The following is a 13,351-nucleotide window of genomic DNA, read 5'->3' on the forward strand; positions in this document are numbered from 1 at the left end:
ACCCTCCCGAGCCGCGGAGAGGAACGGCGACCGCCGAGCCGACGACGTACGCATGCGGTACGCGTACGCACCGAAGGTCTCACGCGGGAGCCCAGTAAGCTCCGCCGGCCGGCCCCCGTCATCGGGCCCGAACGAGGCCACGGCACCCGTGTCGTGGCGAAGGTGTGGTGGCACCGCGAGTCCCCCTCGCCCACACCCCAGGGGACGCACCCAGGCACCCGTGGGAGGTGACCACCATGCAGCAGTTCGTCGTACCGTCCAGCCGGCCGAGCCCACAGGGCCAGTCGAGCCTGCGGTCAGACACGCGTACGCTCGCCGCCGAGCTCCCGTCCAGAGCCGGTGAGGACGTACGCCTCCAAGGGTGGGTCCACCGCCGCCGGCGCCTCGCGTCCGTCACGTTCGTCGTCATCCGTGACCGCTCCGGTCTTGCCCAGGTCGTCGTACGCGACCCGCAGACCGTGGCACAGGTCGAGGAGATCGGCGAAGAGACCGTCGTCGAGGTGACCGGGAAGGCCGTGGCCAACCCGCAAGCGCCCGGAGGAGTCGAGGTCTGTGATCCGGCCCTCACGCTCCTTTCCGAACCGGCGGAGACGCCCCCCGTCGAGTTGTGGCGGCCGACCGTCAACGCCGCCCTGCCCACCCTGCTCGACCACGCGGCCGTGACGTTGCGGCACCCGACGCTCCGGGCACCGTTCGAGATCGCCGCGGCGGCGGTGTCAGGGTTCCGCGAGGCGCTCCGCGGGCTGTCGTTCACGGAGATCCAGACGCCGAAGATCGTCGGGGCCGCGACCGAGAGCGGGGCGAACGTGTTCGCGCTCGACTACTTCGGCCGGCGGGCGTATCTCGCGCAGTCGCCGCAGTTCTACAAGCAGACGCTGGTCGGTGTGTTCGAGCGGGTCTTCGAGGTCGGTCCGGTGTTCCGGGCCGAGCCGCACGACACTGTCCGGCACCTGGCGGAGTACGTCTCCCTGGACGCCGAACTCGGGTTCGTCACGGACCACCGGGAGGTCATGGCCGCCACGCACGCCGCGGTCGCGGGCATGGTGGGGGCGGTCGCCGAGCACGCACAGCCCGCGGTCGAGCGGTTGGGCGTCAGCCTGCCGGGAGTGCCCGAAGAGATCCCGGTCCTGCACTTCGCTGACGCCTTGAAGCTGGTCGGCGCACCCGACGACGAGCAGGATCTCGCGCCGGCCCACGAACGGGCGGTCGGCGAGTGGGCGCTGCGCGAGCACGGGAGCGACTTCGTTTTCGTCGTCGGCTACCCGACCGGCAAGCGGGCGTTCTACACCCACCCGCAGACCTATCCGACCGTCGATGCGTACTGGTCCAACTCCTTCGACCTGATCTTCCGGGGCATGGAGCTGGTCAGCGGCGGGCAGCGGCTGCACCGGTACGACGACTACGTGGCGGTGCTGCGGGAGCGCGGGCTGCCGGTCGAGTCGTACGCGTCGTACATCGAACCGTTCCGGTACGGCATCCCGCCGCACGGCGGGTTCGCGTTCGGGCTCGAGCGGTTCGTGGCTCGACTGGTCGGCGCGGACAACATCCGGCAGGTGACGCTCTTCCCGCGTGACCTGCACCGACTTGTCCCGTGAGTCAGGCCCCGTGAGTCAGGCCCCGTGAGAAGCGTTTGCCGCCGAGCTGCGGTCTGCAAATGACCACGCTGGGCACGCCAGTGATGGTCAACCATGCGTCGACGCCTGGTTGACCTTCCACGACCGTGCTCAGCGTGGTCATTTGCGACGGCGCACGCGGGGGTCGATCTGTCCCACAGTGTCACCGGGCGTCCGAACCTGGTCGGCGGGGATGTCCGGGCCGCGGCCGACCGTGCGCGTGACACGCCCGGACGCGGGTATGAGCGCTCACATGACGCTCGTCAGAATGCTCGCACGGCCGATGCTCGCCGCGATCTTCGTCGTCCAGGGAGTCCGCGCGATCAAGAACCCGGACGCACTGGTACCGAGGGCGAAGCCGTTCGCCGACCAGATCGTGCCCACCGTGAAGAGGATGGCTCCCGATCAGGTGGCGCGCCGGGTACCGGAGAACCCACGCACATTAGTACGCCTGAACGGGATCGTCCACCTCGTCGGCGGGCTTGCCCTGGCGACCGGGCAGGGCCGCCGGGCAGGCGCGTGCCTGCTGGCCGCGTCGATGGTGCCGACCACGATGGCCGGCCATCCGTACTGGGAGGAAGACGATCCGGCGCAGCGTGCCAACCAGCAGATCCACTTCCTGAAGAACCTGGCGATGATAGGCGGGCTGCTGCTCGCCGCCGTCGACACCGAGGGCAAGCCGGGACTGTGGTGGCGGGCACGCTACAGCGCGCGGGACGCGAAGAAGGCCTCCAAACGCCTGAGCAAGGCGGCGCGGCGGGAGGCTCATCTGGCGGCGAAGGTCGCGGAGCATCAGGCACACCTGGCGGCGAAGACCGCGATGCCGTTCAAGTCCGGCAAGAGCGCTGTGGCGAGCGCGGGAGCGACCGCTGCCAAGGCGCTCCACACCGCCAAGTCCGCAACGGTTCCTCACGGCGGCAAGTCCGGTCGGCACGGCAAGCGCGGGATGTTCGGCAAGAACGGTGTACTCGGCAAGAACGGTGTACTCGGCAAGGACGGGTTGCTCGGCAAGCGTGGCCGGGCGGCCAAGCCGGCGAAGTTCGGGACACACGGCAGGGACGCAAAGCACGGCAAGGACGGAATGGCCAGGAGACTCGTGACGTCCGCCAAGGCGTGAGCCGGAGGACCAACCCCGGCAGGAACCGAGCCGAATCGATACGTCGGCGCCGCTCGCTCTAGTCTGCGGGCCATGGCTCGACGTTCGCGCAAGCAGATCACGCTGAAGGATCCCCGGGCGATGCGTGCGCTCGCCCACCCGGCTCGCATCACGGTGATCGACGAGCTGTACGGCGGGCGGGTGGCAACCTCGACCGAACTCGCCGAGCTCACCGGCCTGACGCCAAGCGCGATGAGCTACCACATGCGCGCCATGGAGAAGCTCGGCATCATCGAACGCGACGAGTCCGCGGCCGACGCCCGCGAACGCCCCTGGCGGGCCGCCGGTCGCGGTGTCAGCTTCGCCGCGCTGACGACCCGCGCGCAGCATGCCGCCGCCGGTGTGCTCACCGCCGCGATCGTGGAGACGCAGCAGCGGGAGCTGGAGTCGTACGTCTCGGCCGAACCCGATCTCCCGGCGGAGTGGCGCGAGAAGGGCATTCTCAACACCGGAACCGAGTACCTCACGGCTGCCGAGACCAAGCAACTGATCGATGCGCTCATGGCCGCCGCCGAGCCGTTTCGCCGCAAGGGCCGGCGGCGCCGCAAGGGAACTCGTCGCGTCCGCGCCGGCTTTCTGGTCGTACCCATCGTGGACTGAGCCGGCCATCCGGATCCGCGAGCCGGTCTTGTCAGGCCAGATATGAAGCATTACCTTCACATCACCGAGCCGGGACGACGAGGAGCGTGGACATGGCTGGCGAGGCGACCGAGCAGTCCCCACCCCCACCTCCGACACCCCCACCCACGAGCCCGAGGCCTCCGGATCCGCCGGCACAGGATCCGCCGGCACAGGATCCGCCGGCACGGGACGAGAAGCCTCCGGGCCCAACACTCTCGGGCCAGGCGGCGCTGACCTCGGCGGCGCTGGTCCCGTTGCATCGCAACCGGGACTTCCGGCGGCTCTGGATCGGTCAGGCGTTCTCCGACCTTGGGTCGAACATGGCCGCACTGGCATACCCGCTTCTGGTCCTCGCCCTCACCGGGTCTCCGGTCCAGGCGGGACTCGTCGGCTCGGCGACGCTCCTTGCCCAGGCGGTCTTCGGCATCCCCGCCGGAGCACTCGTCGACCGGTGGAACCGCCGGAAGCTGATGATCATGTGCGAGACGGTCCGCGCACTCGCCGCAGCAGTCCTGGTCGTCGCGATCCTCACCGGTTGGGCATCGGTGCCGCTCATCATCGTCGTGGGCGTGGTGTCCAGCGCGGCCGGCGTACTCTTCGGCCCTTCCCAGACCGCGGCGCTCCGGCACATCGTCCCGACCGTGCAGTTGCCCCGCGCCTCAGCACGGATCGAGGCGCGGACGTACGCAGCGGAGCTCGCCGGGCCGCCGCTCGGTGGAGCGCTGTTCGCGGTCACGCGATTCGCACCGTTCCTGGCCGACGCCGTGTCTTACGTCATCTCGCTCGTCTCCGTCCTCACGATCAAGCGCCCGCTCCAGGACGAACGAACCGGCCACCACGAGCGGCTGCTGCCCGCCATCTGGACCGGACTGCGGTTCGTGGTCAGGGAGCCGTTCCTGCGGGCGACGCTCTGCTCCGCCCCGCTCGTGAACGCGGCGTTCACCGGGGTGATGTTCGTTCTCGTGGTCGTCCTGCAACAGCGGGGAACCCCTGCCGCCGGGATCGGGGCGGTCCAGTCCGCGATCCTCGTCGGCGGCCTGCTCGGCGCCCTGATCGCACCGTGGCTCCAGCCGCGGGTGAAAACACCGGTGCTGATCATCGCCTTCCTCTGGATCATCGTGGGCCTGGTCGCGGCCGCCGCCGCGATGCCGGGCACCTATGCGGTCGCCCTCCCGCTGGCCTGCGGGCTCCTGCTGGCGCCGTCGCTCAACGCCGCGCTGTTCGGCTACCAGATCGCGATCACCCCGGACGCGATGCAGGGCCGGGTTGACAGCGTGCTCGGCGTACTGGCGCAGGCCCTCAACCCGCTCGCTCCATTAGCGGGAGGCGTCCTCGTCACGCACGCGGGCGGGCGGTGGGCGTTCGTGGTGTTCGCCGGCGTCCTCGCCGTCGCGGCGGTCATCGCCAGCGTCAGCAAGGGCATCCGCCACATGCGACCGCTCGACGAGATCCGCTCGCCAGCCGGCCAGGGCGACAGGTGACCACGGCCAGGGAGGACCGCGCGGTGGGCGCCTTGTCGCGGCGCGGGCGAGTGGGCCCTTCGGCTACGCTCGTCGAACGATGGGTAGGCAAACCACTGACCTCTGGGCCGCACCCGTGGCCGCCGCCGCGGTGGACGCGGATCTTCGCGTACCCGGGTCCAAGTCGATCACCAACCGTGCCCTGGTCCTCGCCGCGCTGGCAGGCGGGCCGTCGGTCGTACGCCGTCCCCTGCGGGCCCGCGACAGCATCCTGATGGCCGGCGCGCTGCGGGCCCTCGGCACCGGTGTGGACGACACCGGTGCCGACGACTGGGCGGTCACACCCCACCCGCTGCATGGTCCCGCGAGCGTCGACTGTGGCCTGGCCGGCAACGTCATGCGATTCGTACCTCCCGTCGCGGTTCTCGCCGATGGCGACGTCGACTTCGACGGCGACCCCTACGCCCGCGAACGCCCGATGGGCCCGATCCTGCAGGCCCTCCGCACGCTCGGTGGCACGATCGAGGACGGCGGCCGCAACGCGCTGCCGTTCACCGTGCGGGGACACGGCCGGCTGCCGGGCGGAGCCGTGGAGATCGACGCGTCGTCCTCGAGCCAGTTCGTGTCGGCCCTGCTGCTCGCCGCTGCCCGCTACGACGACGGAGTGAGCCTGCACCACGTCGGCAAGCCGGTGCCGTCGATGCCCCACATCGAGATGACCGTCGCGATGCTCCGCGAACGCGGCGTCGAGGTCGACGACACTGAAGCCAACACCTGGCGGGTCGCGCCCGGGCCGATCAAGGCGATCGACGTCGAGATCGAACCCGACCTGTCCAACGCTGCGCCCTTCCTGGCGGCCGCTCTGGTCACCGGCGGGCGCGTTCGCATCCTCGGTTGGCCGGACTCCACCACCCAGCCCGGCGACCAGCTGCGCGAGATCTTCACCCTGATGGGGGCGCACGTACGCCTCGACAGCGAAGGGCTGACACTGCGCGGACCCGAGACGATCGAGGGCATCGACGTCGACCTGCACGAGGCGGGCGAGCTGACGCCGGTCGTCGCCGCCGTTGCGGCACTCGCGTCCGGGCCGTCGTACCTCCGCGGCATCTCCCACATCCGCGGCCACGAGACCGACCGCCTCGCCGCACTCGCCACCGAGCTGCAGTCCCTCGGCTGTGACGCCCGCGAGACCGAAGATGGCGACGGGCTGACGATCACGCCGCGCCCCCTCATCGGTGCTCCGTTCCACACCTACGACGACCACCGGATGGCGCAGGCGGCCGCGGTGCTCGGCCTCGTCGTGCCGGGCGTCCAGGTCGAGAACGTCGCCACCACGCGCAAGACCCTGCCCGACTTCGTGGGAATGTGGACCGCCATGCTCAGCCGGGAGGCGGCTGCGTGAGTTCGGGGCGCCGGTTCGAGGTCGACGACCACGAGAGCTACGGCCGGCCGGCGCGCCGATCCCGCCCGCGCACCAAACAGCGCCCCCGTTACGACGACGCCACCACCGGCGTGGTCGTCACCATCGACCGTGGCCGCTACACCTGCCGGGTCACCCCGCCCGAGGATGCTGCCGACACACGTGCCAAAGGCCGGCAGCCTGGCACGAGTCGGACCGTCACCGCCATGCGGGCGCGCCCGCTCGGACGCAAGAGCGTCGTCGTCGGCGACCGCGTACGCCTGGTTGGTGATGTCTCCGGCCAGCCCGGCACGCTCGCGCGGATCGTGGAGGTCGAGGAGCGGGCGACCGTGCTCCGGCGTACGGCCGACGACGACGATCCGGTCGAGCGGGTCATCGTCGCCGGCGCCGACCAGCTGGTGATCGTGACGGCGCTGGCCGATCCTCCGCCGCGGCCCCGGCTCATCGACAGGTGCCTGGTCGCGGCGTACGACGCGGGCCTCGATCCGCTGCTCTGCCTGACCAAGGCCGACCTCGCGTCCCCGGACGAGCTGCTCGAGATCTACCGCCCGCTGGGCGTCGCGTCGGTCGTCACCCGGCATGACGAGGAACTGGCCCCGCTGGTGCATGACCGGCTGGCCGCCCGGGTGAGTGTGCTCGTCGGGCACTCGGGCGTCGGCAAGTCGACGCTGGTCAACGCCCTCGTGCCCGAGGCGCGTCGGGCCACCGCCGAGGTCAGCGATGTGACGGGCAGGGGTCGGCACACGTCGACCCAGGCGGTGATGCTGGCGCTGCCGTTCGGCGGGTGGATCGTTGATACGCCCGGCATCCGGTCGTTCGGACTTGCCCACGTCGACCCGCGCAGGCTGATCAAGGCGTTCACCGATCTCGACGAGGTGACCGAGGGGTGCCCGCGCGGTTGCACCCACGCGCGGACCGAGCCCGAATGCGCGCTCGACGAGGCGGTCGTCGACGGCCGGCTCGATCCGGCCAGGGTGGAGTCGTACCGCCGGCTGCTCGACTCACGCGAGCTCCGCGCGGGAGACTGATCGACTGGAGCCTGTCCTGTCATGCATTGGACTCAGGAGAGGAACCGTCCGGTGCGGCGGGAACGGCCCTCCAGCCGGGATTCATGATCTCCGAACAGCCACGGGCGGGGGCCGGTGTTGATGTCCGTCGGGTAGCCCAGGTCGAAGTCCACGACCGAATCCAGCCGGTCCAGTACGTCGGTCGGAAGGGTGACATCCAGGGCGCCCAGGTTGTCCTCGAGTTGGCTGGCATTACGCGCGCCGATGATCGGGTGCACCGCGGGAGAACGGGTGAGGAGCCAGCCGATCGCGACCTGGGACGCGGTCACTCCCAGTTCCCCGGCGACCTCCAGTACGGCATGGGCGGCATGGTGGTCGCGCGCAGTGAGGTCCGCGGGGTCAACCCTGGTGCCGGTCGGGGCCGCACCGGGACCGGTGAACTTACCTGACAACACACCGCCGGCAAGGGCGCCGTACGTCGCGACACTCATTCCATAGGCGTCGGCCATGGGTAGCAGTTCCCGCTCGATGTCACGCTTCAGCAGGCTGTACGGCACCTGCACGCCTGCGAACGAGGTCCAGCCACGCCACTCGGCCAGGGTGTTCGCCCGGGAGACAAGCCACGCCGGGAGGTTGGACGCGCCCACGTAGAGGACCTTCCCTGCGCGGATGGCGTCGTCCAGCGCTCGCATCGTCTCCTCGATCGGCGTGTGCTGGTCCCAGGTGTGCACCCAGAACAGATCGACGTAGTCGGTCCGCAGCCGACGCAGGCTTGCCTCCAGGGACAGCGTGAGGTTCTTGCGATTGCTCCCGCCCGCGTTCGGGTCCGCTGCGTCCCGCGACAGCGTGTACTTGGTGGCCAGCACGAACCGATCCCGGCGGTGCTGAAGGAGATCGCCAAGAACCTTCTCGCTGTCGCCATAGGCGGAGGCGGTGTCCAGCACGTTGCCGCCCGCGTCGGCGTACACGTCGATCATCGTGCGGGCTTCGTCCGGGTCCGCAAGGGTCATCGCGCCCAGGAACAGCTCCGAGACGCGCAGCCCGGTCGGGCCCAGCAACCCGTAGCGCATCACGCCACGTCCCTCGCGGAAAGGTCGAACGGGCCGGTGTCGATGCCGCGCGTGAGGATCCGCCGAGGATGGATGCGGATCCATGCCGGGTCGAACGGCATGCCGGCCCCGATGCGGCGGCCGATCTCCTCGCCCCCGAAGGTGTGCGTTTCCGCCCGCCCCCGGATCTCGATGCCGCGCGGCGTCCAGGGTTCGACAGAGGCAAGATCGTCCACAGCGAACGCCACATCAGAGTGACGCTGGGCGTCGCGGAACTTCTTGCTCCCCGCCATGGTGGTGCCGGCGTGGCCACCGACCACGATGGTCTCGGTAGCCGGATCGAAGAAGACTCCCACCGGCACAATGTGCGGCCGGCCGCCGGGACCTACCGTGGCCAGGCGGCCGAGCGGTTGGCTGTTCAGATACTCGATCTCGTTCGCGGTAAAGGTCATGAACCCACACTGTGCGCCAGAGGAGCTCCGCGGAAGGCCGGGCAAAGGCTAGCTCTCGCAGGGCTACGATCAGCCGGCCACGACGGCCGTACACTCGGCCTGTGAGCGACGACAGGGAGCTGGGGACGTTCCTACGCAGCTGCCGGGAGGCCATCACCCCCAGCCAGGCGGGACTCCCGGCCGGCCCGCGGCGCCGCACGCCCGGACTGCGGCGAGCTGAGCTGGCCGCCGTCTCCGGGGTCAGCGTCGACTACCTGGCGCGGCTGGAACAGGGCCGCGACCGGCACCCGTCACCACAGATCCTCGCCGCGCTCGCCGACGCTCTCCGACTGTCGTCCAACGAGCGGGTGCAGCTTCGGAACCTGGCCAAGGAGGCCTCCGGCGCCGACCGTTTGTGCCCTGGGCGGCTACCTCCTGAACGAGACGTACGTCCCACGATGTGGGCATTGCTGGACCGGATGGAAGGCACACCGGTTGTGCTGCTCAACCGGCTGGGCGAGACGCTCGCCCACACCTCTGCCTACGAGCGCCTTGCGGGGCCGATCGGCCTCCTGGACGGCCACCTACCGAGCCGGATCCGGTTCCTGTTCACCGATGACCGGGCCCGGACCGCATACCCCGACTGGGACCGCGTCGCCGACGAGCAGGTCGCCGCGCTCAAGGCCGGATCCTCCCGCGATGACCCGCACCTAGGACACCTCGTCGACGAACTCACCGTCGTGGCCGGTGGCCCGTTCATCGAACGGTGGCAGGCCCCGCCCACCGTCCCCCACCGCACCGGTGTCGACCGGCTCATCCACCCTGAGGCGGGTGAACTCCGGCTGGCCTACGAGACCCTCGACACCGACGGCCAGCACCTGATCACCTACCTCCCCGCCGATGACGCCACCTCCGCCGCACTGGATGCACTGGACCGCCTCAACCGGCACCTGCCCAAAGTCCTGCACGCGGTGCGCGGCTAGGCCCGCCGCCCGAACGGCGCCGGTCAAGCGAGCGGCGCATCCGCGTCCGGTACGCCGGTCACGCCGCCCGCAGGAGCAGAGCTCCAGGTCGCCCGGGCACCCGCGTCTCCGGTACGCACCACCTGCACACCGGTGCCGACCGCCACCACGACGAGCAGCGCCGCCACCACCAGCTGAACCGGCCTCGCCGCACCCGCGCGTTCCCGCCCGCCGAGCAGGGGGGTCGGACCGCCGAGCATGAACGCGGCCGCCGCGGACACGACGAAGAACGCCAGCAGAAACCACACGAGCAGACTGCCCCGAGCGGCGTGTTCCGCCACGAACTCGGGCTCGTTCAGTCGGTCGAAGAATGCCTCTCCGCTCTCCTTGGCCACGAACCCGGCCGCGAGGCAGCCGGCCGATCCGGCCAACAGCGGCCACCGCAGCAGCCACCGCCACCGAGGCACCACGGCGTGGGCGAGCGCCGTCAGCACGACCAGTGGTACGAGGACCACGACCGCGTGGATCACGAGCACATGCACCGGAAGTCCGCTCACCTGATCGAACACCTGGCACCTCCTGGGACAACCTCACCGGTCAGAACGGGTTCCGCCAGGGCCGTGACACCGGGCCCCATAGTCTTCACGTCCGTACAGACTGCTCGGTTCGATACTGCGGGTCGAGAAACCGTAAACCATGCCGGGTCCATTAGCGTTGGCCTATGGCCTCCACCTATACCGACGACCTGCGGCTTGCGCACCTGTTGGCCGATGACGCCGACTCGCTCACCATGAGCCGGTTCCGCGCCCAGGATCTGCAGGTGACGGCCAAGGCCGACAATTCCCCTGTCACCGACGCCGACACCGCGGTCGAGGAGTCGGTCCGCCGGACCCTCGGCCGGGCGCGCCCCCGGGACAGTATCGAGGGCGAGGAACTCGGCAAGACCGGATGGGGGCCGCGACGATGGATCATCGACCCGATCGACGGCACGAAGAACTACCTCCGCGGCGTGCCCGTCTGGGCCACCCTGATCGCCCTCGCCGTCGAGGACGAAGTGGTCATCGGCGTCGTGTCGGCCCCCGCCCTCGGTCGTCGCTGGTGGGCGACGAGGGGTGAGGGCGCCTACGCCGGGAAGAGCCTCCGGTCGGCGCAGGACTGCCAGGTGTCCAAGGTCGCGACCCTCGCCGACGCGTTTCTGTCCTACTCCAGCATCGAGGGGTGGGAGAAGACCGGGCGTGGTCCGGGGTTCGCCCGCCTGCTGCGCGCCTGCGGGCGCACCCGAGGGTTCGGGGACTTCTGGTCGTACATGCTGCTCGCCGAAGGCGTGGTAGACGTCGCCACCGAGCCGGAGCTGAACCTCCACGACATGGCGGCGGTGTCCATCCTCGTGGAGGAGGCCGGCGGTCGGTTCACCGATCTCGACGGCGCGCCGGGGCCCTACGGCGACAACGCCCTCGCGACCAACGGCATCCTGCACGACGAGGCGCTCGCCCTCGTCGACGACTCGGGCGACTGACGCGGCAGCCAGGTCTACCGATGGACCGCGGACCTACGGTTCAGGCGTTCGCGGGCGCTGTCCGCGTGGAAGAGGCGGGCGCGGCGTCGTCGGCCCGCTGGAGTGTCCAGACCGATCGGTCGACCAGCGTGAGAACGACGACTCCGGCGTAGATCACCGCACCGACGACGATGACGTCCCGTGCTCCGTACGCCTCCGCGAGGGGACCCGCCAGCAGTTGGCCGACCGGAAGCGCCACGAGCGAACCGAGCATGTCGTACGACGCCACCCGGGACAGCTTCTCGTGCGGGATGTGGTGCTGCAGGGCCGTCTCCCACCCGATGCCGAACAGCTCCATCCCGAAGCCGGCGACGAAGATCACGAGCATCAGCAGCCAGAGCGACGGGAAGAGCCCGAGGACGAGGTAGACAGGCACGAGGGTGAGCATCCCGGCCATACCGAGCCGCATCGGGTGCCGCGGCCGGTACCGCAGCAGGACAAGGCCGCCGATCACGAGGCCGACCGCCTGTGCCGAGTTGACGAGCCCCCAGCCGACGCGGCCGAATGACTCGTCCGCGATCACCGGGCCGAGGGCCTGGAGCGCGCCGACCTGGATCGCGTTCAACACGCCGAACGCGACGACGATCACCCAGACCCAGCGACGGGCCACGAACTCGCGCCAGCCGACCCGCAGGTCGTGCAGCACCGTGCTCCTCTCCAGGCGGTCGGTCGCCGGCAGCCGGAGCCGGGTCAGGAGCGCGGCGGCGACACCGAAGCTCAGCGCGTCGACGGCCAGCCCCCAACCGGGCCCCACGAACCCGACGATCGCGCCGCCGGCCGACGCCCCTCCGATCACCGTGGCGTTGCGGACAAGTCCGCCGAGTGCGTTCGCCTGCTGCAGCTCCTCCCGCGGTACGAGGTGCGGCATGAGGCCCTGCATGGCGGGCATCGTGAAGGCGACGGCCGCGCCGTTGACCGCCTCGATCGCGGCCAGGTGCCAGAGCTCAGCCGTACCGCTCAGCAGGAGCCCGGCGGCGAGGCCCTGCGTCGCGAAGCAGAGGGCATTGGCGAGGACCAGGACGACGTGCCGGCGGAACCGGTCGGCGATGACGCCTCCGTACAACATGAGGACGACCATCGGGATGGTCCGGGCCGCCAGCACCATGCCGAGCGCGGCCGCCGATCCGGTGAGGTCGAGCACGGCGAACGCGAGCGCGATCGGCGCGATCGCGTTGCCGAGCAGGGAGGCGAAGCGGGCGCCGAGGTAGTAGCGGTACGGCACGCGTCGCAGCGGTGCCAACGCGTTCTCGCCGAGCGCCCGGCCAAGGGTCCTGGCGAGCGCCTTGCCACGCACGCGACCGGATGGGCGGCTGTCCTGCCGCCTACCCATTGCCGGGCTCCCCCGGCTCGCGCGACGACGCGTCCGATGGCGCGTCCGATGGCGCGTCCGACCGCATCGGGAACATCGCGACCGTGGCGCTGACGTGGACGGTGCCCTCGGTACGCGGCGGATGTGCCCGCCGATGCAGGAGCTGGGACGCTTCCATGGCCAGGTCCGTCGCCCGCCTCCAGTCCTCCGGGTCGACCCACAACTCGGCATCGGTGAGGGACTGCGGCAACGCGGGCGTCGTCGCGCAGAGCCGGGCCCGCCGGATGAGCTCCTCCGCGATGGCCTGGTAGACGAGTGCCTGGCCCTCGGGGTCGCGGTCCTTCGACTCCGTCTTCGGGTAGCCGGGGACATAGGCGTACCGCTTGGCGACACCACCCCGGATGGTCTCCTCGCCCGCCTCCGCGAGATAGCCGGCGGCCGCGAGGGTGCGGACGTGGTAGGACGCGTTGGCCTGGCTGATGTCGAGCTCGCGCGCGATCTCCGCCGCCGACAGGGCGGCCCCGGTGAGCAGGGAGAGGATCCGCAGCCGGACCGGATGTGCAAGAGCTCTGAGCGAGCCGACCCCCAAAGACATGTTGGGGAGTATGACCAAGGTGCCGCCGACCGTCAAGCACTTCTTTGGAGGTCGTCGTCGCTGGGAGTGAAAATCTGTACGACATGCCCGAAGGCGTTCCGCTGCGTGGCCCCGGAGAGTTAGCCTGCGCTCACGGGTACCCAGCCGGTGCTGGGCGGCACCGGCAGGCGAAG

General features: G+C 70.4%; 13 protein-coding genes. 8 read left to right on the top strand and 5 right to left on the bottom strand.

The window, feature by feature from the left end:
• The first annotated feature begins 236 nt into the window (after positions 1–236).
• From aspS to rsgA, 6 genes are all read left to right on the top strand, one after another.
• Positions 237–1,595, top strand: a complete 1,359-nt coding sequence (gene aspS, locus ABN034_RS29395; RefSeq protein ID WP_349694232.1) for an aspartate--tRNA(Asn) ligase — start codon at positions 237–239, stop codon at positions 1,593–1,595.
• Between the two features lie 271 nt (positions 1,596–1,866).
• Positions 1,867–2,730, top strand: a complete 864-nt coding sequence (locus tag ABN034_RS29400) for a DoxX family protein (protein WP_349694233.1) — start codon at positions 1,867–1,869, stop codon at positions 2,728–2,730.
• A gap of 72 nt (positions 2,731–2,802) precedes the next feature.
• Positions 2,803–3,369, top strand: coding sequence for an ArsR/SmtB family transcription factor (locus ABN034_RS29405; protein WP_349694234.1), 567 nt, complete (start codon positions 2,803–2,805; stop codon positions 3,367–3,369).
• A 92-nt stretch (positions 3,370–3,461) separates the two neighbouring features.
• Complete coding sequence (locus ABN034_RS29410) at positions 3,462–4,871, top strand: MFS transporter (RefSeq protein ID WP_349694235.1); 1,410 nt, start codon at positions 3,462–3,464, stop codon at positions 4,869–4,871.
• 79 nt (positions 4,872–4,950) lie between these two features.
• Positions 4,951–6,252: a 3-phosphoshikimate 1-carboxyvinyltransferase gene (aroA, locus tag ABN034_RS29415; RefSeq protein ID WP_349694236.1), complete on the top strand. Its 1,302-nt coding sequence runs from the start codon at positions 4,951–4,953 to the stop codon at positions 6,250–6,252.
• Positions 6,249–7,298 (top strand): ribosome small subunit-dependent GTPase A, encoded by a 1,050-nt coding sequence (gene rsgA, locus ABN034_RS29420; RefSeq protein ID WP_349694237.1) that lies wholly within the window; start codon positions 6,249–6,251, stop codon positions 7,296–7,298. Before aroA ends, rsgA begins: the two co-directional genes overlap by 4 nt.
• A 32-nt stretch (positions 7,299–7,330) precedes the next feature.
• Here rsgA and ABN034_RS29425 read toward each other — a convergent pair whose 3' ends face one another.
• Positions 7,331–8,347 (bottom strand): aldo/keto reductase, encoded by a 1,017-nt coding sequence (locus tag ABN034_RS29425; RefSeq protein ID WP_349694238.1) that lies wholly within the window; start codon positions 8,345–8,347, stop codon positions 7,331–7,333.
• Positions 8,347–8,778 carry a PPOX class F420-dependent oxidoreductase gene (locus ABN034_RS29430; RefSeq protein WP_349694239.1) on the bottom strand — a complete coding sequence of 144 codons (432 nt, stop codon included), beginning with the start codon at positions 8,776–8,778 and terminating at the stop codon, positions 8,347–8,349. The genes ABN034_RS29425 and ABN034_RS29430 overlap by 1 nt, the downstream gene beginning before the upstream one ends.
• 101 nt (positions 8,779–8,879) lie before the next feature.
• Here ABN034_RS29430 and ABN034_RS29435 point away from each other — a divergent pair, with 101 nt between their 5' ends.
• Positions 8,880–9,740 (top strand): helix-turn-helix transcriptional regulator, encoded by an 861-nt coding sequence (locus ABN034_RS29435; RefSeq protein WP_349694240.1) that lies wholly within the window; start codon positions 8,880–8,882, stop codon positions 9,738–9,740.
• Between the two features lie 23 nt (positions 9,741–9,763).
• On the opposite strand, the gene ABN034_RS29440 is transcribed toward ABN034_RS29435, so the two are convergent.
• Entirely contained in the window at positions 9,764–10,288 is a 525-nt protein-coding gene (locus ABN034_RS29440) for a DUF2231 domain-containing protein (RefSeq protein WP_349694241.1), read from the bottom strand.
• Positions 10,289–10,440: 152 nt separating this feature from the next.
• On the opposite strand from ABN034_RS29440, the gene ABN034_RS29445 reads away from it, so the two are divergent.
• On the top strand, positions 10,441–11,235 hold the full coding sequence (locus ABN034_RS29445) for an inositol monophosphatase family protein (RefSeq protein ID WP_349331731.1): 795 nt from the start codon (positions 10,441–10,443) through the stop codon (positions 11,233–11,235).
• Between the two features lie 40 nt (positions 11,236–11,275).
• Here ABN034_RS29445 and ABN034_RS29450 read toward each other — a convergent pair whose 3' ends face one another.
• Both ABN034_RS29450 and ABN034_RS29455 read right to left on the bottom strand, forming a co-directional pair.
• Positions 11,276–12,604, bottom strand: coding sequence for an MFS transporter (locus tag ABN034_RS29450; protein WP_349694242.1), 1,329 nt, complete (start codon positions 12,602–12,604; stop codon positions 11,276–11,278).
• Positions 12,597–13,178, bottom strand: coding sequence for an ArsR/SmtB family transcription factor (locus ABN034_RS29455; RefSeq protein ID WP_349694243.1), 582 nt, complete (start codon positions 13,176–13,178; stop codon positions 12,597–12,599). The genes ABN034_RS29450 and ABN034_RS29455 overlap by 8 nt, the downstream gene beginning before the upstream one ends.
• Positions 13,179–13,351: the final 173 nt, after the last annotated feature.

The sequence above is a fragment of the Actinopolymorpha sp. B11F2 genome, from assembly GCF_040195635.1.
Taxonomy (GTDB): domain Bacteria; phylum Actinomycetota; class Actinomycetes; order Propionibacteriales; family Actinopolymorphaceae; genus Thermasporomyces.